General features: G+C 63.4%; 20 protein-coding genes. 10 read left to right on the top strand and 10 right to left on the bottom strand.

Translation table 11 applies throughout. From position 1 onward, the window contains the following. Nucleotides 1–165: 165 nt before the first annotated feature. Both trxA and G3N95_RS21180 read right to left on the bottom strand, forming a co-directional pair. Nucleotides 166–1,014, bottom strand: coding sequence for a thioredoxin (gene trxA, locus G3N95_RS21185; protein ID WP_205972023.1), 849 nt, complete (start codon nt 1,012–1,014; stop codon nt 166–168). A 113-nt stretch (nt 1,015–1,127) separates the two neighbouring features. Further along, on the bottom strand, nt 1,128–2,009 hold the full coding sequence (locus G3N95_RS21180) for a pirin family protein (RefSeq protein WP_205972022.1): 882 nt from the start codon (nt 2,007–2,009) through the stop codon (nt 1,128–1,130). 170 nt (nt 2,010–2,179) lie between these two features. On the opposite strand from G3N95_RS21180, the gene G3N95_RS21175 reads away from it, so the two are divergent. After that, entirely contained in the window at nt 2,180–3,061 is an 882-nt protein-coding gene (locus tag G3N95_RS21175; RefSeq protein WP_205972021.1) for an EamA family transporter, read from the top strand. 791 nt (nt 3,062–3,852) lie between these two features. Here G3N95_RS21175 and G3N95_RS21170 read toward each other — a convergent pair. Together G3N95_RS21170 and tsaE are read right to left on the bottom strand one after the other, a co-directional pair. Beyond that, nucleotides 3,853–5,397, bottom strand: coding sequence for an N-acetylmuramoyl-L-alanine amidase (locus G3N95_RS21170; RefSeq protein WP_205972020.1), 1,545 nt, complete (start codon nt 5,395–5,397; stop codon nt 3,853–3,855). Further along, nucleotides 5,379–5,933 carry a tRNA (adenosine(37)-N6)-threonylcarbamoyltransferase complex ATPase subunit type 1 TsaE gene (gene tsaE / locus G3N95_RS21165; RefSeq protein ID WP_205972019.1) on the bottom strand — a complete coding sequence of 185 codons (555 nt, stop codon included), beginning with the start codon at nt 5,931–5,933 and terminating at the stop codon, nt 5,379–5,381. The genes G3N95_RS21170 and tsaE overlap by 19 nt, the downstream gene beginning before the upstream one ends. Before the next feature lie 41 nt (nt 5,934–5,974). On the opposite strand from tsaE, the gene queG reads away from it, so the two are divergent. Genes queG through xerD form a run of 3 tightly spaced genes read left to right on the top strand, consistent with a single transcriptional unit; the run spans nt 5,975 to nt 8,697 of the window. Beyond that, the gene (queG, locus tag G3N95_RS21160) at nt 5,975–7,243 is read left to right on the top strand and encodes a tRNA epoxyqueuosine(34) reductase QueG (RefSeq protein WP_205972018.1); all 1,269 of its coding nucleotides are present in this window, start codon (nt 5,975–5,977) and stop codon (nt 7,241–7,243) included. Between the two features lie 39 nt (nt 7,244–7,282). Next, complete coding sequence (locus G3N95_RS21155) at nt 7,283–7,753, top strand: methylated-DNA--[protein]-cysteine S-methyltransferase (protein ID WP_205972017.1); 471 nt, start codon at nt 7,283–7,285, stop codon at nt 7,751–7,753. Continuing rightward, complete coding sequence (xerD, locus tag G3N95_RS21150) at nt 7,750–8,697, top strand: site-specific tyrosine recombinase XerD (RefSeq protein ID WP_205972016.1); 948 nt, start codon at nt 7,750–7,752, stop codon at nt 8,695–8,697. Before G3N95_RS21155 ends, xerD begins: the two co-directional genes overlap by 4 nt. Nucleotides 8,698–8,721: 24 nt before the next feature. Here xerD and G3N95_RS21145 read toward each other — a convergent pair whose 3' ends face one another. After that, complete coding sequence (locus G3N95_RS21145; RefSeq protein ID WP_205972015.1) at nt 8,722–10,299, bottom strand: AMP-binding protein; 1,578 nt, start codon at nt 10,297–10,299, stop codon at nt 8,722–8,724. A gap of 181 nt (nt 10,300–10,480) precedes the next feature. Between G3N95_RS21145 and ybaK the strand changes: the two genes are divergently transcribed. Both ybaK and plsY read left to right on the top strand, forming a co-directional pair. Next, the gene (ybaK, locus tag G3N95_RS21140) at nt 10,481–10,972 is read left to right on the top strand and encodes a Cys-tRNA(Pro) deacylase (RefSeq protein WP_205972014.1); all 492 of its coding nucleotides are present in this window, start codon (nt 10,481–10,483) and stop codon (nt 10,970–10,972) included. A 155-nt stretch (nt 10,973–11,127) separates the two neighbouring features. Further along, nucleotides 11,128–11,760: a glycerol-3-phosphate 1-O-acyltransferase PlsY gene (plsY, locus tag G3N95_RS21135; RefSeq protein ID WP_205972013.1), complete on the top strand. Its 633-nt coding sequence runs from the start codon at nt 11,128–11,130 to the stop codon at nt 11,758–11,760. Nucleotides 11,761–11,843: 83 nt separating this feature from the next. Here plsY and G3N95_RS21130 read toward each other — a convergent pair whose 3' ends face one another. After that, nucleotides 11,844–12,329 carry a YajQ family cyclic di-GMP-binding protein gene (locus tag G3N95_RS21130; protein ID WP_012399944.1) on the bottom strand — a complete coding sequence of 162 codons (486 nt, stop codon included), beginning with the start codon at nt 12,327–12,329 and terminating at the stop codon, nt 11,844–11,846. A gap of 171 nt (nt 12,330–12,500) precedes the next feature. Between G3N95_RS21130 and murB the strand changes: the two genes are divergently transcribed. Beyond that, nucleotides 12,501–13,541 carry a UDP-N-acetylmuramate dehydrogenase gene (murB, locus tag G3N95_RS21125; RefSeq protein WP_205972012.1) on the top strand — a complete coding sequence of 347 codons (1,041 nt, stop codon included), beginning with the start codon at nt 12,501–12,503 and terminating at the stop codon, nt 13,539–13,541. Between the two features lie 100 nt (nt 13,542–13,641). On the opposite strand, the gene argF is transcribed toward murB, so the two are convergent. Beyond that, entirely contained in the window at nt 13,642–14,571 is a 930-nt protein-coding gene (gene argF, locus G3N95_RS21120) for an ornithine carbamoyltransferase (protein ID WP_205972011.1), read from the bottom strand. A 462-nt stretch (nt 14,572–15,033) separates the two neighbouring features. Between argF and G3N95_RS21115 the strand changes: the two genes are divergently transcribed. Next, the gene (locus tag G3N95_RS21115; RefSeq protein ID WP_205972010.1) at nt 15,034–15,369 is read left to right on the top strand and encodes a DUF3579 domain-containing protein; all 336 of its coding nucleotides are present in this window, start codon (nt 15,034–15,036) and stop codon (nt 15,367–15,369) included. Nucleotides 15,370–15,588: 219 nt separating this feature from the next. On the opposite strand, the gene rpsT is transcribed toward G3N95_RS21115, so the two are convergent. Beyond that, the gene (gene rpsT, locus G3N95_RS21110) at nt 15,589–15,867 is read right to left on the bottom strand and encodes a 30S ribosomal protein S20 (protein WP_054916931.1); all 279 of its coding nucleotides are present in this window, start codon (nt 15,865–15,867) and stop codon (nt 15,589–15,591) included. A gap of 479 nt (nt 15,868–16,346) precedes the next feature. On the opposite strand from rpsT, the gene murJ reads away from it, so the two are divergent. Next, nucleotides 16,347–17,897: a murein biosynthesis integral membrane protein MurJ gene (gene murJ, locus G3N95_RS21105; RefSeq protein ID WP_205972009.1), complete on the top strand. Its 1,551-nt coding sequence runs from the start codon at nt 16,347–16,349 to the stop codon at nt 17,895–17,897. Continuing rightward, nucleotides 17,894–18,745 (top strand): SirB1 family protein, encoded by an 852-nt coding sequence (locus G3N95_RS21100; RefSeq protein ID WP_205972008.1) that lies wholly within the window; start codon nt 17,894–17,896, stop codon nt 18,743–18,745. The genes murJ and G3N95_RS21100 overlap by 4 nt, the downstream gene beginning before the upstream one ends. Before the next feature lie 90 nt (nt 18,746–18,835). Here the strand turns inward: G3N95_RS21100 and G3N95_RS21095 are convergent, their stop codons facing one another. Continuing rightward, entirely contained in the window at nt 18,836–19,594 is a 759-nt protein-coding gene (locus G3N95_RS21095) for a 3-hydroxyacyl-CoA dehydrogenase (RefSeq protein WP_205972007.1), read from the bottom strand. Between the two features lie 260 nt (nt 19,595–19,854). Then, entirely contained in the window at nt 19,855–20,520 is a 666-nt protein-coding gene (gene adk / locus G3N95_RS21090; protein WP_205972006.1) for an adenylate kinase, read from the bottom strand. Nucleotides 20,521–20,563: the final 43 nt, after the last annotated feature.

The raw sequence follows: 20,563 nt of genomic DNA, 5'->3' as shown, positions 1-20,563 counted from the left end.
GATTCAACAAGCAGGCGCAGATCATCGACCAGCATGGCGATGAAAGTTAACATCGCCGCGTCCCGTTTACAACCGGTTTGCGCCAAAAACAAAATGCCGTTCAGTCGCTTAACTGAACGGCATTAGGGCTCGTGGCCGCGTTTTTTCATGCTTGCGAGAGCGCGCTCAGTTCAACGACGCGCTCAGCTTGCGCCGCCATTTCGCAACCAGTTCCGGCTGATGCGCCGCGAGATCGAACACGGATAGCATTGTCTTGCGGCCGATGTCCTCGCGGAACGTACGGTCTTGCTGCACGATGGCCAGCAGATGTTCGAGCGCCGGGTCGTACTTGCGCCGCGCGATCAGTGCGCTGGCCAGATCGAAGCGCGCTTCGAGGTCGTCGGGATTTTCCGCGACACGCGTTTCGAGCGCGCCTGTCGGCGGCAAGTCGGCGGCGGCATCGACGGCATCGAGTCGCGTCTTGATCGCGTTGTAGCGAGCGTCGATGCCCTGGGTGGTCTTGGGCGACAGCAGATCGTTTTCGTTCTGCACTTCGTCGATGCGGTTGTCTTCGAGCAGCAGCTCCATCAGGTCGAGGCGTGCCTCGTCGAAGCCGGGGTCGTAGGCGAGTGCTGCTTTCAGCGCGTTGTACGCGTCCTCGCGGCGCCCTTCGGCGATCGCGATGGATGCTTCAGCTCGCGCGGCTTCCGCGCCATCCGGCACGAGGCGATCGAGGAACTGGCGCAACTGGCCTTCGGGCAGCACGCCGATGAACTGGTCGACGGGCCGGCCGTCCGCGAATGCGACGACGTGCGGGATGCTGCGCACCTGGAAATGCGCGGCGAGTTCCTGGTTTTCGTCGACGTTGACCTTCACGAGACGCCATTTGCCCTCGTACTCGGCTTCGAGCTTTTCGAGCATCGGGCCGAGCGTCTTGCACGGTCCGCACCACGGCGCCCAGAAGTCGACGAGTACGGGCGCGAGCATCGATGCGCTGATGACGTCCTTTTCGAAAGTGGCGAGAGTGGTGTCCATTGCTATCTCTTCCTTGAATCGGTAGGCGTAGTAGTTGGGGGCGGCGCGCGCCGTTTCAATGCGGGACGCGATGGCCCGCATGCCGGCACGGCGTTCGATGGATGCCGTTCAGTCTAGCGCGGCTTGCGCTCGGGCAGCGGGATCCATTCCGTTTCGCCGGGCACCTTGCCCATCTCCTGGTTCGTCCACGCGAGCTTGGCCTGCTCGATCTTCTCGCGCGAACTCGCGACGAAATTCCATTCGATGAAGCGCTCGCCTTCGAGTTTCTCGCCGCCCAGCAGCATCACCGTGGCGCCTTTCGCGCTGGCGAGCGTGATGGTTTCGCCGGGCGTGAGCACGGCCATCGTGGCGACTTCGAGCGGCTCGCCATCGAGCGAAAGATCGCCGTCGACCAGATACACGCCGCGTTCTTCATGCTCGGGTTCGAGCGCGAGCACGCTGCCCGGCGAGAAGTGTGCGGCTGCATACAGCGTGCCCGAGAACGTGCGTGTCGGCGCCGTCTTGCCGAACGACGACCCTGCAATGATTCGCAGCGTGACGCCGTTGCGCTCGATTTCCGGCAGCGTTGCGCCTGCGTGATGTTCGAACGAAGGCTCGGCGTCTTCGTCGGCGAGCGGCAGCGCGACCCATGTCTGGATGCCATGTACCGTCGAGCCATTGGTGCGCTCCGGTTCGGGCGTGCGTTCCGAGTGGACGATGCCGCGGCCGGCCGTCATCCAGTTGACGTCGCCGGGGACGATCTTCTGTTCGGAGCCGAGGCTGTCGCGATGCATGATCGCGCCTTCGAACAGATAGGTGACCGTCGCGAGGCCGATATGCGGATGCGGGCGCACGTCGAGACCTGTACCGGCGGGAAGGGTGGCGGGGCCCATGTGATCGAAGAAGATGAATGGACCGACGAGACGCGCTGCCATCGCGGGCAGCACGCGCCGCACGGCCAGATTGCCGATGTCGCGGACGTGGGGCTTGAGAACCGCTTTGATCGATGTGGACATGACGAGCTCGATTGGTGGGGACAGGACGGCTCATTCTACTGCCCGGCGGCGACGGCAGGCGGTCGAGGTCGCGACACGCGGTAAGGCGCGCCCTGCGCGAAGCAGGCGGTGCGCGGGTCGATGCTCCGCTACACTCTCCGATTCAGCTACAAGTAAAAACAGGAGTCCGGATGTCACCGAAAGACCTGCTGCTGGCGCTGGTCGTCGTCGTTGCGTGGGGTGTGAACTTCGTCGTGATCAAGGTCGGCCTGCATGGCGTGCCGCCGATGTTGCTCGGCGCGTTGCGGTTCATGCTTGCCGCGTTCCCCGCTGTGTTTTTCATCAGGCGGCCGAAGATGCCGTGGCGCTGGTTGCTCGCGTATGGCGCGACGATCTCGCTCGGGCAGTTCGCGTTTCTGTTTTCCGCGATGTATGTCGGCATGCCGGCCGGTCTTGCGTCGCTGGTGCTGCAGGCGCAGGCGTTCTTCACGCTTGGCTTTGCCGCGCTGTTTCTGCACGAGCGCTTTCGCGCGCAGAACGTGCTCGGTCTTGTGATCGCGGCGATTGGTCTTGGCGTGATCGGGTTGCAGGGCGGCCATTCGATGACGCTTGCCGGGTTCATCCTTACGCTGTGCGCGGCGGTGATGTGGGCGCTCGGCAATATCGTCACGAAGAAGGTGGGCAAGGTCGATCTGGTGGGACTCGTCGTGTGGGGCAGTCTGATTCCGCCTGTGCCGTTTTTCGTGCTGTCGTATCTGTTCGAGGGACCGCAGCGGATCGAGGCTGCGTTGACAGGGATCGGCGCTTCGTCGGTGTTCGCGATTGTTTATCTCGCGTTTGTTGCCACGTTGTTGGGGTATGGGTTGTGGAGCCGGTTGTTGTCGCGGTATCCGGCGGGGCAGGTCGCCCCGTTTTCGTTGCTCGTGCCGATTGTTGGGCTCGCTTCGGCTTCTGTTTTTCTCGATGAGGGTTTGTCTGCTGCGCAGATTGCTGGGGCTGTTCTTGTTATGGCTGGGCTTGCTGTTAATGTTTTTGGTGGGTGGGTCGTGGAGAGGTTTTCTCTGGCGAGGTGATGTTTTTTTTGTCTGCGACTTTTTTGTCTGCGACGCAGTCGCCATTCTTGCCTTCTCGGCGCGGGCTTCGCCTTTCTTGTTTCGTTCTGCCGCTTTCGCTGGCGTCCGCGTGATGTTGTCTTGCTTCTTGCGTTGCCCCTGTGCGGGGCGGCACTTACTTTCTTTGCCGCCGCAAAGAAAGTAAGCAAAGAAAGCGGGCTCACACCGCCAGCCCGTTTGATTGCCTGCGGGCCCCCAACAGTTCTTACGCTTCACGCGGCAACGCACTTATTTACGTCCGTTGCCAGCGTGCTAACTCACGCATCCCCCACTTCACACTCCCGCGTCACGGACTGCGTTAGCAGACGTCCACGGCCGCCCAGGTGGCAAACTGTGTGTAGGCCATCCTGATGGAAGTGCACCACTCCGGACTGAAAAGCGGGAGCGGTGTCGTAGGAGCGCGAACGTGTACGGTGCGACAAGCTACACACAGTTTGCCACCTGGGCGGCGCAGACGAATCGCTGCCGCTGGCTGCCCTACGGGTGACTGGAGTGGGTGATGCGCTTGTTCAGGGCGCTGGCAATGGGCGCCAAACAATGTGTTGCCGTGTGGAGTGCGGGACCCGTCGGGGGCCCGCAGGCAATCACACGGGCTGGCGGTGTTAGCCCGCTTTCTTTGCTTACTTTCTTTGCGGCGGCAAAGAAAGTAAGTGCCGCCCCGCACAGGGGCAACGCCAGCAAACCAGAGACAAAACGCGGACGCCAGCGAACAAATAACGGCACACCGCCGCGTCGCAGACAAAAAAAACCGATTAAGTCATCCGACTCTTGGCAAGCGGCGGGTTAGCCGCAAAATACCGCTTAATACCACTCATAATGGCGTTAGCCATCTTATCCCGATACGCATCGTCATTGAGACGACGCTCCTCGTCAGGGTTACTGATAAAAGCAGTCTCAACGAGAATCGACGGAATATCCGGCGCCTTGAGAACGGCAAACCCGGCCTGCTCGACAGAGCCCTTATGCAACCTGTTGATCCCGCCGATCTCCTTCAGCACGAACGTGCCATACCGCATCGAATCGCGGATCTGCGCCGTCGTCGACATGTCGAATAGCGCACGGTTCACGCTCGCATCGGCGGACTTGATGTTGATGCCGCCGATCTGATCCGACGAGTTCTCCTTGTTCGCCATCCAGCGCGCGGCCGCACTCGACGCGCCATGTTCCGACAGCGCGAATACCGACGAGCCGCTCGCTTCCGGCGTCGTGAACGCGTCCGCATGAATCGACACGAACAGGTCCGCGCCGACTCGCCGCGCCTTCTGCACGCGCACGTTCAGCGGCACGAAGAAGTCGGCGTCGCGCGTCATCATCGCGCGCATGTTCGGCTGCGCATCGATCTTCGCGCGCAGTTTCTTCGCGATGTCGAGCGCAACGTGCTTCTCATACGTCCCGCTGCCACCGATCGCGCCAGGATCCTCGCCGCCGTGGCCCGGATCGATCGCGACCGTCAGCAGACGCACCGTGTTGCTGCCTTTCTTCGGCGTAGTGAACTTGTACTCGTCGTCGTTGTTGTCGCCGGCGTTGTCCGCATCGTTGTCGTTGTTGCGCGCGATGACAGGTGGCGCAGGCATCGGTGTGGGCTTCGACGGTACGTGCGGCGCGGGTGCAGGCGCGCTGTGCAGCGGCGGATGCGGTACGGGCACAGCAGGCGAGGGCGCGCCGTTCTGCGCGTACTTTTCGAAGAACGCGTCGCTGTTGTCGCCGGGCGGCGTGGTCGGGCCGCTGAGCGTCGCAGCGGGCGGCGCGGCGTTGTCCTTCAGTTGCTGCTCCTTGCGCTCGGTCTGCGCGAGCAGATCCATCAGCGGATCGGGCGCGACGGCGGGATACAGGTCGAACACGAGCCGGTACTTGTACGTGCCGACGGGCGGCAGCGTGAACACCTGCGGCTTCACCGAGCCCTTCAGGTCGAACACCATCCGCACCACATGCGGCTGATACTGGCCGACGCGCACGGATTGAATCTGCGGATCGTTCGGCGCGATCTTCGACACGAGATCCTTCAGCGCCTGGTCGAGATCGAGACCGCTCAGGTCGACCACCAGCCGGTCCGGGCCCTGCAACAGCTGCTGCGTGTTCTGCAGCGGCTGATCGGACTCGATGGTCACGCGTGTGTAGTCGCGCGCGGGCCACACGCGCACGCCCAGCACCGACGACGCCAACGCGAGGCGTGGCGCCAGGCCGAGGACGAGCGTGGAAGCGCCCGCGCGAAGAATCTGCCGGCGGCGCCAGTTATGCGTCGCGGTGGCCGCCGATTCGATCGAGCGGAACGGTTTGATCAACATCTTTCGAGACATGCCTTTCCTGGTTCGCTATACGCCCGGGCGACCAGCACGCGGCCATCGCCGTCGACGTCGAGCGAGAAGACGAGATCCGGCACGCCCAGCAGGCTGCCCGCGCGTTGCGGCCATTCGACGAGGCAGATTGCGCCGCTGTCGAAGTACTCGCGAAAGCCTGCGTCGGCCCATTCGGCCGGATCGTTGAAACGGTAAAGATCGAAGTGATACAGCTGGAGTTCCCCATCCGGCCGTTCGACCGCATAAGGTTCGACAAGCGTATAGGTCGGGCTGCGCACGCGGCCCGCGTGTCCGAGCGCGCGCAGTGTGGCGCGCACGAGTGTCGTCTTGCCGGCGCCCAGGTCGCCGTGCAGTTGCACCTGGAGGCCCTGGAATGCGTGCTGGCCCGTCACTCGGGCTTCGCTGCGCACGCTCTCGATTGCATGCGCGAAGCCTGCGCCGAATGCCGTGGTCGCGGCCTCGTCCGCGAGCGCGAACTGGCGCTCCAGCAGGACGGCGGCGGAAGGTCGACTCGCGTGACCGGTGTAATCGGGCATTCTCGTAAAATGGCGTTATGAACCAAGGTCAGCAGCATCCCATGCCGGATCCGCAAAGGAACCCACAGTGCGATCCGCATTCGTCGCCCCGTGCGACGGATGAAGCAATACCCGTCACGCGTCGTTTCGATGAAGCGCAACTGGCTGCGCTCGCTTCGCGTATCAGGGACTGGGGACGCGAACTGGGTTTCGGCGCAGTCGGCATCAGCGACATCGATCTGTCGCACGCCGAAGCGGGGCTTGCAGCCTGGCTCGACGCGGGTTGCCACGGCGAGATGGATTATATGGCCAAACATGGGATGAAACGTGCGCGGCCAGCCGAGCTTGTGGCCGGCACGCGACGCGTGATCTCGGTTCGCATGGCCTATTTGCCCACGCATTCGACCTCGCACGCGGCTGGTTCGACGGATACGCGAAAGCGCGGTGAAAGTGCCGTCGACGACGTTCAGCACGAATGGCGACTCGAGGAACGCGCGCGTCTGGACGACCCGTCGGCGGCGGTCGTGTCGATCTACGCGCGCGGCCGCGACTATCACAAGGTGATGCGCAACCGCCTGCAGCAACTGGCGGAGCGGATCGAAGGCGAGATCGGGCCGTACGGCTATCGCGTGTTCACCGATTCGGCGCCGGTGCTCGAAGTCGAGCTTGCGCAAAAGGCGGGTACGGGCTGGCGCGGCAAGCACACGCTGCTGTTGCAACGGGACGCGGGGTCGCTGTTCTTCCTCGGCGAAATCTTCGTCGACCTGCCTTTGCCGACGGATGCGGAAACCTCGCCGGAGCGCGCGCCCGAAGCGCCCGGCGCCCATTGCGGCAGCTGCACGCGCTGTATCGGCGCGTGTCCGACGGGGGCGATCGTCGCACCGTATCAGGTCGATGCGCGGCGTTGCATCTCCTATCTGACGATCGAACTGAAGGGCAGTATTCCCCAGGACTTGCGGCCGCTGATCGGCAATCGTGTGTATGGATGCGACGATTGCCAGCTTGTGTGTCCGTGGAACAAGTTCGCGCAGGCCGCGCCCGTCGCCGATTTCGACGTGCGTCACGGACTGGATCGCGCGTCGCTGGTCGAGCTGTTCGGCTGGAGCGCCGACGATTTCGACACGCGCATGCAAGGCAGCGCGATCCGCCGGATCGGCTACGAATGCTGGCTGCGTAATATCGCCGTCGGCATGGGCAATGCGCTGCGGGCCGCGCGCGAGTCGCTGCCCGCAGAAGCGCGCGCCGCGATCGTCGACGCGCTGCGCCGGCGTGCCGCCGATCCTTCGCCGCTCGTGCGCGAGCATGTCGAGTGGGCGCTGGAAGCGGCCTGAGCGCGCCCCGATCCGCCGGATCCGAATGAGGAGCACATCATGTTCAATGCAGTGATCGACGCGCCGTTCGGCAAGATCGGTGTCCGGCTGGAAGGCGAGACTGTGCGCGAGATCGTCTATCTGCCCGACTCGGTGGCGAACGTCGAGCCCGATTCCCCGCTCGCGAAGCAGGCTGTCGAGCAGATCAAGCACTATCTGCGCCAGGCGTCGGCGAGCTTCGATCTTCCGTTAGCCGATGTCGGCACGCCGTTCCAGCGGCGCGTCTGGAAGGCGATCGGCGAGATTCCGCCGGGCGTCGTGCTCACCTACGGGCAACTCGCGAAGCAGATCGGCAGCGTGCCGCGCGCAGTCGGACAGGCATGCGGGTCGAACTTCTTTCCGATCGTGATTCCGTGTCATCGCGTGGTCGCATCGGGCGGCATCGGCGGCTTTGCGCATACGGGCGGCGACGGCTACTATCGCAACGTCAAACGCTGGCTACTGAAACACGAGGGCGTACCCTACGCATGACTGATGTGCTGACCGAAGACGCGCAGCCCGCGTCGCCTGCTGCGTCGCCGCTGCTGTTGACGAGCGGCGCGTCGATCGACGCGTTCTGCGATGCGCTGTGGCTCGAACACGGCCTCGCGCGCAACACACTCGACGCATACCGGCGCGACTTGCGGCTCTTTTCCGAATGGCTCGCCGAACGCCGCGACGCTTCTCTCGACACGGCCAGCGAAGCCGATTTGACGGCCTACAGCGCCGCGCGCTCGGCCGACAAGTCGACCTCCGCGAACCGGCGTCTGTCTGTGTTTCGCCGCTACTATGCATGGGCGGTGCGCGAGCATCGTGCGTCGGCGGATCCGACCTTGCGCATCCGTTCGGCCAAGCAGCCGCCGCGTTTTCCGTCGACCTTGACGGAGGCGCAGGTCGAAGCGCTGCTCGGCGCGCCGGACGTGACGACACCCCTCGGTCTGCGCGACCGGACGATGCTCGAATTGATGTACGCGAGCGGCCTGCGCGTCAGCGAACTGGTCACGCTGAAAACCGTGGAGGTCGGGCTGAACGAAGGCGTCGTGCGCGTGATGGGCAAGGGATCGAAAGAGCGGCTGATTCCGTTCGGCGAAGAGGCGCACGCGTGGATCGAACGCTATCTGCGCGAATCGCGCCCCGCGTTGCTCGGCCAGCGTTCCGCCGATGCGCTGTTCGTCACCGCGCGCGCCGAAGGCATGACGCGCCAGCAGTTCTGGAACATCATCAGGCGTCATGCGCTGACGGCTCATGTGCACGCGCCGCTGTCGCCGCACACGCTGCGGCACGCGTTCGCGACGCATCTGCTGAATCACGGCGCGGACCTGCGTGTCGTGCAGCTGCTGCTAGGCCACACCGATATCTCGACCACGCAGATCTACACGCACGTCGCGCGCGAGCGGCTCAAGTCGCTGCATGCGACACATCATCCGCGCGGGTGAATTTCCGAAACGGATTCGCGCGACTCAAACGAGATCGCGCAGCCGGTGCTTGAGAATCTTCCCCGTCGACGCCGCAGGCAACACGGGGAGCACCTTGATTTCAGCCGGACGCTTGTAGGGCGCAAGGCGCGCTTCGCACCACGCGGCGAGGTCGTCGGGCGTTGCGGTTGCGCTGCCCGACAGTTCGACGAACGCTGCGACCTCCTCGTTACCTGCCACCGCGCGCCCGATCACGGCCGACTGCACGACATCGGGATGCGCGTTCAGCACATGTTCGACTTCGGCCGGATAGACGTTGAAGCCCGAACGGATGATCAGCTCCTTGCTGCGCCCGGCGATGTGCACGGCGCCGTCCGCGTCCTGGCGCGCGAGGTCGCCCGTCTTGAGCCAGCCGTCTTGCGTCACGGTGGCCTCCGTTTGCTGCGGGTTGCGGTAGTAGCCGAGCATCACGTTCGGTCCGCGCACCCACAACTCGCCGACTTCTCCTTGAGCGACGTCCACGCCATCCAGTCCGACAAACCGCACCTCGATGCCCGGAATCGCCTGGCCGACGGAGCAGTCGGCGCGCGGCGACTCGATCATCGTTTGGGACACGGTCGGACTGCTCTCGGTCATCCCGTAGCCATTGTGCAGCGCGACGCCATATACGCTTTCGACGCGCGCCTTCAATGCGGCGTCGAGCGGCGAACCGCCGGAGTAGGCGAAGCGCAGACGTGGCGCGGACCACAGCAAGTTGTTTGCCTGCAGGTATTCGAGCAGCTTCGCATGCATTGCGGGCACGCCCTGGAAGATCGACACGCGTTCTCCGGCGAGCGCGCGCTGCACCGCCTCCGGCGAGAAGCGCGGTGCGAGCCTCAGCGTCGCGCCCGCATACAGACTGCCAAGGCACACCGACGCGAGACCGTACACATGCGAAATGGGCAGCACGGCATAGACGACGTCGTCGGCATTGACGCGCCTGAGCGTGCTCGACACGGCCGCGATGAACAGCAGATTGCGGTGTGACAGCATCACGCCTTTGGGCGAGCCTGTCGTTCCCGTCGTGTAGATCAAGGCGGCGCATTGGCGGTCACTCGCGGTTTCGACGGGTTCTGCTTGCGCCTTGTCGTCGATCGCGTAAGACCATGCGCCGATGTCCACAGCGATCCTCGATGCCGCCCGAGCGCCGTGGCGTTCGGCGTGCTGCCGCGCATCCGGCGAAACCTCGACGGCATACGCGACCAGGCGCGGTTGCGCATGCGCGCGGATCGCGTCGAGTTCGGCTGCCGACAGCCGCGCATTCGACATCAGCGCCCATGCATCGAGCTTCGCGGCCGCGAACATCAGCACGATCTGCACGACGCTGTTCTCCGCGACGATCATCACGCGGTCGCCGGCGCGCACGCCTTGTTCGGCGAGTAGCGCGGAGACGGCGTCGACGGCATGGACGAGTTGCGCGCGCGTGAGGCGGCGTCCGTCTTCGATCAGAGCGGGATGCTGCGGATCACGCGCGGCGATCAGCTTCGGAATCCCGGCGATACGTTCGGGGAGAGCGGCGAGTAGCGTGGCCACATCGACAGCGACAGACCGCGAACCGTCGGGGGAGTGCTGGGCTGTATTCAACGATGTCTCCTTTGAAGGCGGGAGTTTACGCTTTAGCGCCGACTCCCTGGACAGCCGCGAGAAGCGGCTGCAACGCCATTGCACACGTAGAATTTCGAACGATCGTGCCACACCCTCGATGCCCGCACAATTGGCCATTCGGCAAATGGTCGTTGCGCCGTGCGGCCATTACAATGCGCCGATGAGCAAATCCAGACACGTTTCCGAAACGCCCGCCACGCAGTTCTTGCGTCGCCACAAGGTCGAGTTCGGTGAGCATCCGTACGACTACGTCGACCACGGCGGCACGGAAGAATCCGCGCGGCAACTGAACGTCGACGAGCATCACGTCGTCAAGACGCTGGTGATGGAAGACGAGCATGCCAAGCCGCTGATCGTGCTGATGCACGGCGACCGCACGGTATCGACGAAGAACCTCGCGCGGCAGATCGGCGCGAAACGCGTCGAGCCATGCAAGCCGGAAGTCGCGAGCCGGCATTCGGGTTATATGATCGGCGGCACGTCGCCGTTCGGCACGAAGAAGGCGATGCCCGTGTTTGTCGAATCGACCATACTCGACATGGACCGGATCTATATCAATGGCGGGCGGCGTGGCTTTCTGGTGAGCATCGCGCCCGGCGTGGTCACGTCGCTGCTGGCCGCGAAGCCGGTGCAGTGCGCGAGCGTCGATTGACGGCTGCGGCTGGTGCATACCTCGCACGCCACGTTTGTAAAAGCACGTCGAGGGTTCGGTAGAATGTGCGCCGTTGTGCCGGCGCGTCCTGCGCATACGGCACATGGAGACGGGCGCCGCCTGGTGCGCTTTCCAATACTGATAAGAGTTTCAACATGGAAAACCTGATTGTCGCCATCGTGGCCTATCTGATCGGCTCGGTGTCGTTTGCCGTGATCGTCAGCGCCGCGATGGGATTGGCCGACCCGCGCTCCTACGGCTCGAAGAATCCCGGGGCGACGAACGTGCTGCGCAGCGGCAACAAGAAGGCCGCGATTCTCACGCTGATCGGCGACGCGTTCAAAGGCTGGCTCGCCGTGTGGCTGACGGGGCATTTCTCGGCGCACTTCGGACTCGACGACACGTCTGTCGCAATCGCCGCGATTACCGTGTTCCTCGGTCACCTGTATCCGATCTTCTTTCGTTTCAAGGGCGGCAAGGGCGTCGCGACGGCGGCGGGCGTGCTGCTCGCGATCAATCCCATTCTCGGTATCGCGACGCTGCTGACCTGGTTGATTGTCGCGTTCTTCACGCGCTATTCGTCGCTGGCTGCGCTGTGTGCGGCGATCTTCGCGCCGCTGTTCGACGGCTTTTTGTTCGGCGCGAACGTCATTGCCCTGTCGATCGTCGCGATGAGCGCACTGCTGATCTGGCGTCATCGCGCAAACATCGCGAAGCTGATGGCAGGCCAGGAAAGCCGCATCGGCGACAAGAAAAAAGCGGCAGCGGCCGCTTCCAACAAGCATTGAGCCGGGAAGGGCGGCGCTAACACGCGGATGCCCTTCATCGCTCTGTCATGCGTCGGCCGGCGGACCGCGCACGACAGCGGAGATCAATCGCGGAAGTTGTTGAAGTCTAGCGGCGTGTCGGTCACGTCCTTGCGGAGCATCGCGATCACGCTTTGCAGATCGTCGCGCTTGGTGCCCGTCACGCGCACCGCATCGCCCTGAATGCTCGCCTGAACCTTGATCTTGCTGTCCTTCACGAGCTTGACAATTTTCTTCGCGAGATCGCCGGACACGCCCTTCTTCACGGTGACGACCTGCTTGACCTTGTCGCCGCCGATCTTCTCGATCTTGCCGTAGTCGAGGAAGCGCACGTCCACGTTGCGCTTCGCCATTTTCGACACCAGCACGTCCTTTACCTGGCCGAGCTTGAATTCATCGTCGGCGAACGCGGTGAGTTCGCGTTCCTTCTGCTCGACGCGGGCGTCCGAGCCCTTGAAGTCGAAGCGCGTCGAGATTTCCTTGTTGGACTGCTCGATCGCGTTCTTCACTTCGATCATGTTGGCTTCGCAGACGACGTCAAACGATGGCATTGCTTTCTCCCATTTGTTTCAAAGCGTGCGGCGCTGCAAGGCTGCGCGCGACGCACTCGCTATAATCACGGACCGGTGTCATTTTACCGACGCCTTTCCCTTTTGCCCAAGGCTCGCGAGCGGCTTCGTTCCCGCGCCGCCGCTTCTGACGGGCGCTTGCCAGAACATCCGATGTCCCAGTCCGAATCGCTTCCGTTTATCGCCGACTTTCCGCTCAAGCCGCACAACACGTTCGGTTTCGATGTGCGCGCGCGGCTCGCGTGCCAGATCGAAAGGGAGGCGCAGCTGCTCGCCGCCGTGCGCGATCCGCGCGCAGCCGGCTTGCGGCGGCTCGTGCTGGGCGGCGGCAGCAATGTCGTGCTGACGGGCGATTTCGACGGACTCGTGCTGCTGATCGCGCTGCGCGGCCGCAACGTGGTCCGCGAAGACGGCGAGGCGTGGTACGTCGAGGCCGCTGCGGGCGAGAACTGGCACGAGTTCGTATCGTGGACGCTTGCAGAGGGCATGCCCGGTCTTGAGAATCTCGCGTTGATTCCGGGCACGGTGGGCGCGGCGCCGATCCAGAACATCGGCGCGTACGGGCTGGAGATGTGCGAGCGCTTCGCGTCGCTCCGTGCGATCGAGCTGGCGACGGGCGAAACCGTCGAACTCGACGCGGGCGCTTGCCGCTTCGGCTATCGCGACAGTTTCTTCAAGCAGGAAGGGCGCGAGCGCTTCGTGATCGTATCGGTGACGTTCAGGTTGCCGAAAGCGTGGGTGCCGCGCGCGGGTTACGCCGATATCGCGCGCGAACTGGCTGCGGTGGGTCTCGGCGATGCGACGCCGACGCCGCAAGCCATCTTCGATGCCGTCGTCGCCGTGCGGCGCGCGAAGCTGCCGGATCCGCTCGCGCTCGGCAATGCGGGGAGCTTCTTCAAGAATCCCGTGGTCGAATCGGCGCAGTTCGACGCGCTGCTCGCGAAGGAACCGGAGATCGTCTCGTATCGGCAGCAGGATGGGCGCGTGAAGCTCGCAGCGGGCTGGCTCATCGACCGTTGCGGCTGGAAAGGACGCACGCTGGGCGCGGCGGCCGTGCATGAGCGGCAGGCGCTCGTGCTAGTGAATCGCGGCGGCGCGAGCGGGGCCGAGGTGCTGGCGCTCGCGAAGGCGATCCAGCAGGACGTCGCGCAGCGCTTCGGCGTGGAGCTGGAGTCCGAACCCGTCTGTCTGTGAGCGGATTCCGGCGTCGGGCAGCGACGCGAGCCTGAAAACAAAAAGCGCCGGGTGTCGAATCCGGCGCTTTTGTTTTGTGACGGCGTGTTGCCGTGCCAGCTTAGTGATTCAGCTTGCCGAGCAGCAGGAATTCCATCAGCGCCTTCTGCACGTGCAGGCGGTTTTCGGCTTCGTCCCACACGACACTCTGCGGCCCGTCGATCACCTCCGCGCTCACTTCCTCGCCGCGATGCGCGGGCAGGCAGTGCATGAACAGCGCGTCCTTGCTGGCGCGCGACATCATATCGGCATCGACGCACCAGTCGGCGAACGCCTTCTTGCGCGCCTCGTTTTCCGCTTCGAAGCCCATGCTTGTCCAGACGTCCGTGGTGACGAGGTCGGCACCTTTGCAGGCTTCGTTCGGATCGTCGAATTCTTCGTAGAACGGCGCGCTTTCGGGCGCGACCAGCGCGCGGTCGAGCTTGTAGCCCGGTGGCGTGGACAGGCGCAGCTTGAAGCCGAGGATTTGCGCCGCTTCGATCCACGTGTACAGCATGTTGTTCGCGTCGCCGACCCACGCGACCGTCTTGCCGCGGATCGGGCCGCGATGCTCGTAGTACGTGAAGATGTCGGCCAGCACCTGGCAGGGGTGGTATTCGTTCGTCAGACCGTTGATGACAGGCACGCGCGAGTTTTCCGCAAAGCGCTGGATGATGTCCTGGCCGAACGTGCGGATCATGATGATGTCGACCATCCGCGAGATGACCTGTGCCGCGTCTTCGATCGGCTCGCCGCGGCCAAGCTGCGTATCCCGCGTGCTCATGAAGACGGCGTGACCGCCGAGCTGGAAAATGCCCGCTTCGAACGACAGGCGCGTGCGCGTCGAGTTTTTCTCGAAGATCATCGCGAGCGTGCGGTCGTGCAGCGGATGATACGTCTCGTAGTTCTTGAACTTGCGCTTCAGGATGCGCGCGCGTTCGAGCACGTACTCGTAGTCTTCCAGCGAGAAATCGTTGAACTGCAGGTAGTGGCGGATAGTCTTGGCGGTCATAAAACAAATACGGCGGTTTCACCCGGGCGAAGATGCCGGACTGTGCCGCCGTCGTTTGTGGTAACTCAATCCAGCATAAAGGATTTTGAATGTTTTGACGAGTCGGCCGAAAGGCATCTGCCACCTGTCGGAATCTGCAAAGGACTGTTCCGGGACCCTTGTGTGCGGTGCGGAAAAACCCTGGCTGCGCTATAATCTCAAAGTTTTCTTAAAGCCCGGCGAGCAGGCTCTGACGCTTGCAGGACACGGCTTTTGCGCATCCGCTGGTGCACTCGTGTGTGCCGCGCCATGCGCCATCATGGCCGCTGCCCGAGATGCCCTGGCTGGCTTTCCGTGTCAGGCGAACGGCATATCACTGCCCGTTTGCGTGGTCGCGAGACGTGTTCAGACAGCGTTTTCAGGCAATATCCTTCGCGGGCTTATCACCGGCAGATCGCTGGGCAGTCACACAGGGTTTCGTACATGGCCGACACACCCCCAATCGAATATTTCATTCAAGGCATCACGTCGAATGGGCGAAAGTTTCGTCCGAGCGACTGGTCGGAGCGGCTGGCGGGCGTGATGTCGTGTTACGGTCCGGGCGCGAAAGGGCCGAATGCCCGTCTGCAGTATTCGCATTACGTGCGTCCCACGCTGATCGGCGACCTGAAGTGCGTGATTCTGGACTCCCGGTTGCGCGACATCGAACCGATGGCGTTCGACTTCGTGATGAACTTCGCCAAAGACAACGATCTGCTCGTCACCGAGGCTTGCGAGCTCCCGCCGGAGCATGAAGCGCGAAAGGCGCCGACGCGCTGAGCGCAGCGTTCCGCGCTATCGGCAGCAGGCAGGCAAAAGCAGGCAGGCAAACAATGGAACCCGCATCGGCGGGTTTTTTTGTGTCCGCAGGTGTCGCGTGCGCAGAACAGGTTAGGGCGCAAAGCAACGTACAAAACAAAAAAGCCCGCCAAAGCGGGCTTTCCTGACGCAGCGGAAACAGGAAGCAGCCCGCCGAAGCGAGCTGCCGGATTCGTGAATTTACTGCGCTGCGGGCGCTTGCAGACCCTTGATGGCTGCAGCGAGGCGGCTCTTATGGCGAGCTGCCTTGTTCTTGTGAACGATTTTCTTGTCGGCAATGATGTCCAGCGTCTTTGCCGATGCCTTGAAGATTTCAGCGGCTTGAGCTGCGTCGCCGGCTTCGATTGCCTTGCGGACAGCCTTGACAGCCGTGCGGTACTTCGAGCGCAGCGCCGAGTTGTGCGAATTTGCCTTGGCGGCTTGGCGGGCGCGCTTGCGTGCTTGTGCGGAGTTAGCCATGACGGTTCCTTATCCTGTTCCTGTTTCCAGTGCCCACCTTAGAGGGGCGGGCGCTGCTTTTAGATCGAACCCTTGAGAGCGATTGCTCAAGGGCGCAAATAGACAACGACTGAGAACTACCGTGAAATCCCGCTCGTCCGGCTCGGATTGCCTGAGGCAAAAAACGAGGCAGAAGGTTGAGCGAGCTTCGAAACCGGCGATTATAGCAACAAAATCAGATACGTGGCAACCGCGCGGTGAGTCGGCATGGCGGAAGGCGTGTCGCGGAACGGGAAGGCGAGGGCGGGTTGGAACGCCGCGCCGTTGTCCGGGCGGGCCCGCGCGGCCTCGAGTACATCGCCGGCAGACACCGTGCGTTCACAAATTCACCTTCAAATCGAACGTCTTTGCAGCAAATCGGTCCCAAAGCCTTCGAATTGCCACGAATCGTGCCCTCGACATACTGACCGCCCTGGACGCACCCGTATAATAAGCGCCCCATGAATCTATTCCGAGCCCTGCTGACGGTCAGCGGCTTCACGCTGCTTTCGCGCGTGACCGGACTGGCCCGCGAGACACTGATCGCCCGCGCCTTTGGCGCGAGCCAGTACACCGACGCGTTCTACGTCGCCTTCCGCATTCCGAACCTGCTGCGCCGCATTTCCGCCGAAGGCGCGTTTTCGCAGGCGTTCGTGCCGATCCTCGCCGAGTTCAAGAATCAGCAAGGACACGACGCGACCAAGGCGCTCGTCGACGCCACCTCGACCGTGCTCGCCTGGGCGCTGGCCATCATGTCGTTGCTGGGCGTGGTGGGCGCGTCGTGGGTCGTGCTGGTGGTTGCCTCCGGTTTGCGCGGCGACGGCCAGGCGTTCACGCTCGCCGTGTCGATGACGCGGATCATGTTCCCGTACATCGTGTTCATCTCGCTGACGTCGCTGGCGTCGGGCGTGCTGAACACTTACAAGAATTTCTCGCTGCCCGCGTTCGCGCCCGTGCTGCTGAACGTCTCGTTCATCATCGCGGCCGTGTTCGTCGCGCCGCTGATGAAGGTGCCCGTGTTCGCGCTCGCGTGGGCGGTGATCGCAGGCGGCATCGCGCAGTTCATCGTGCAGTTGCCGGGCCTGAAGAAGATCGACATGATCCCGCGCATCGGGCTCAATCCGCTGAAGGCGCTCGCGCATCGCGGCGTGAAGCGCGTGCTCGCGAAGATGGTTCCTGCGATGTTCGCGGTGTCGGTTGCGCAGATCAGCCTGATCATCAACACGAATATCGCGTCGCATATCGGGCCGGGCGCGGTGTCGTGGATCAACTACGCCGACCGTCTGATGGAATTCCCGACGGCGCTGCTCGGGGTCGCGCTCGGCACGATCCTGCTGCCGAGCCTGTCGAAGGCGCACGTCGATGCCGACGCGCACGAGTATTCGTCGCTGCTCGACTGGGGCTTGCGCGTGACGTTCCTGCTCGCCGCGCCGAGCGCCGTCGCGCTCTTCTTCTTCGCCGAACCGCTCACGGCGACGCTGTTCCACTACGGCAAGTTCGACGGCAATGCCGTCGTGATGGTGGGGCGCGCGCTCGCCGCGTACGGCGTCGGCCTGATCGGACTCATCCTGATCAAGATTCTCGCGCCCGGCTTCTATGCGAAGCAGGACATCAAGACGCCCGTGAAGATCGGCGTGTTCGTGCTGGTCATCACGCAGCTGAGCAACTACGTGTTCGTGCCGATCTTCGCGCATGCGGGGTTGACGCTGTCGGTGGGACTCGGCGCCTGCGTCAACGCGCTGTGCCTGTTCATCGGCTTGCGGCGGCGCGGCATCTATATGCCCTCGGCGGGCTGGACGGCGTTCTTCGTGCAACTGGCCGGCGCGTGTCTCGTGCTGGCGGGCGTGATGCACTGGTTCGCGATCAACTTCGACTGGATCGGCATGCATGCCGAGCCGCTTCGGCGCATGGTCCTGCTGGCGGCGTGCCTCGTGCTGTTCGCGGCGCTATATTTCGGTATGCTGTGGCTGATGGGCTTCAAGTACGCGTATTTCAGAAGGCGAGTGAAGTGATCACGACGACCCGGGTTCTCGACTATTTCAGCGCGCTCGTCGCCGAGGACGATGGGCTTCCGCTCACGGAAGCGGCGCTGTCGCTCGCGCAGGATGCCTATCCCGACCTCGATCTGCAGGCGGTGCTGGCCGAGATCGACGAACTCACCTTGCGCGTCAAGCGCCGCATTCCTGACGACGCCGACATCCAGCAGCGCGTCGTCATTCTGAATCGCTACTTCTTCCGCGAGCTGGGTTTCGCGGCGAACGTCAACGATTACTACGACCCGGACAACAGCCATCTGAACGTGGTGCTCAAGCGCCGCCGCGGCATTCCGATTTCGCTGGCGGTGCTGTATCTGGAGATGGCGTCGCAGGTCGATATTCCCGTGCGCGGCGTCGCATTTCCGGGGCACTTTCTGCTGCGCGTGACCCTGCCCGAAGGCGACGCGATGATCGATCCGACTACGGGTCATCCGCTGACTGAAGCCGAGATGGTCGAGATGCTGGAGCCCTACGTGGCGAAGGCGGGCGAATCGGTGAGCCGCGCGCTGCGCATGCTGCTTCAACCGGCGACGCGCCGCGAGATCATCGCGCGCATGCTGCGTAACCTGAAGGCGACCTATCTGCAGACGGAGCGCTGGCAGCGGCTGCTGGCCGTGCAGCAGCGTCTCGTGATCACGCTGCCGGATAGCATCGAGGAAGTGCGCGATCGCGGCTTCGCGTATGCGCGGCTCGATTATCTGCGGCCGGCTCTCGAAGACCTCGAACGCTATCTCGGCGATCGGCCGGATGCTGAAGATGCCACCGTCGTCGAATCGCAATTGCTCGAGTTGCGGCAGCGCACACAGCACAACGATCGCGATTGACTGCTTCTTCCAAACGAAAACGCCTGCATAGCTTTGACTACGCAGGCGTTTTTCATTCGAGGGATAGCGCGAGCCCGACGCGAGCCGCGCTTACTTCGGCTGCATGCGAATCGCGCCGTCCAGACGGATCACTTCGCCGTTGAGCATCGGGTTGTCGAAGATCTGCTTGACGAGCATCGCGTACTCGTTCGGCTTGCCGAGGCGCGGCGGGAACGGCACCATCGCGCCGAGCGCGTCCTGGACTTCCTGCGGCATGCCGAGCAGCATCGGCGTTTCGAAGATGCCGGGTGCGATCGTCATCACGCGGATCGCGTTGCGCGACAGGTCGCGCGCGATCGGCAGGGTCATGCCCGCGACGCCTGCTTTCGATGCCGCATAGGCGGCCTGGCCGATCTGTCCGTCGAACGCCGCGACGGACGCCGTATTGACGATCACGCCGCGTTCGCCGAGCGCATTCGGTTCGAGCTTCGACATTTCCGCGGCAGCGAGTCGAATCATGTTGAACGTGCCGACGAGGTTGATCGACACCGTGCGCGCGAACGAATGCAGCGGATGCGGGCCGTCCTTGCCGACCGTCTTCATGGCAGGCGCGACGCCGGCGCAATTGACGAGGCCGCGCAGCGCGCCGAGCTTCGTCGCGGCTTCGACGGCTTGCGCGGCATCGTCTTCGCGGCTCACATCGCACTTGACGAACACGCCGCCCAGTTCCTGCGCGAGCGCCGTGCCGGCATCATGGTTCAGGTCGGCGAGCACGACCTTGCCGCCGTGCTGCGCGAACAGGCGTGCCGTCGCGGCGCCCAATCCGGACGCGCCGCCTGTGACCAGAAACACGTTGTCCTTGATGTCCATGTCTTCTCCTTGATGGAATGCGTGATCGCGTGATTGGAATAGTTGTCGCTGAACGATTTTAACGGCTCGTTCTCATGCGTCAAACCGCGCCGGCCGTGACGGATCGCAAGCGCGCGTCGGCACCGGCGGGCTGCGCTCAGTGCTTCCGCTCAGTGCTCCCGCTCAGTGCTCCGAACGAACCCGACGCACAATAAAAAACCCGCCGTGAGAGGCGGGTTCTTCATGTGCTGCGTGCTATACGGCTTGCTGGCTTCAGCGCGTTACTTCAGCGCGTCGAACACACGGGCGCGGATTTCATCGACGCTGCCGAGGCCAGAAATGCGGCGATATTGCGGCGCCGTCAGCGACGTCGACGGATCGCCCTTTTGTGCCCAGCCGTTGTAGTAGTCGATCAGCGGCTTGGTCTGCGAGACATACACGTCGAGGCGCTTCTTGACCGTTTCTTCCTTGTCGTCGTCGCGCTGGATCAGCGGTTCGCCCGTCACGTCGTCGACGCCTTCGACCTTCGGCGGATTGAACTTCACGTGATACGTGCGGCCCGACGCCGGGTGCATGCGGCGGCCGCTCATGCGCGTGATGATCTCGTCGAACGGCACGTCGATCTCCAGCACGTAGTCGATGGCCACGCCTGCCTGCTTCATCGCTTCCGCTTGCGGAATGGTGCGCGGGAAGCCGTCGAACAGATAGCCGTTCGCGCAGTCGCAATCCTGCAGACGCTCTTTCACGAGATTGATGATGAGCTCATCCGTGACCAGTTCGCCCGCATCCATGTAGCGCTTCGCTTCGATGCCGAGCGGTGTGCCCGCCTTCACGGCTGCACGCAGCATGTCGCCCGTCGAGATTTGCGGAATGCCGAACTTTTCCTTGATGAAGTTGGCCTGGGTGCCCTTGCCCGCGCCGGGAGCGCCCAACAGGATCAAACGCATTTGATATCTCCAGATCTATGTAAATTCTGTCTGGCGTGCCGCG

The organism is Paraburkholderia sp. Tr-20389, from assembly GCF_017104565.1.
Lineage (GTDB): Bacteria > Pseudomonadota > Gammaproteobacteria > Burkholderiales > Burkholderiaceae > Paraburkholderia.
This window is presented reverse-complemented; position numbering and strand designations above follow the sequence as displayed.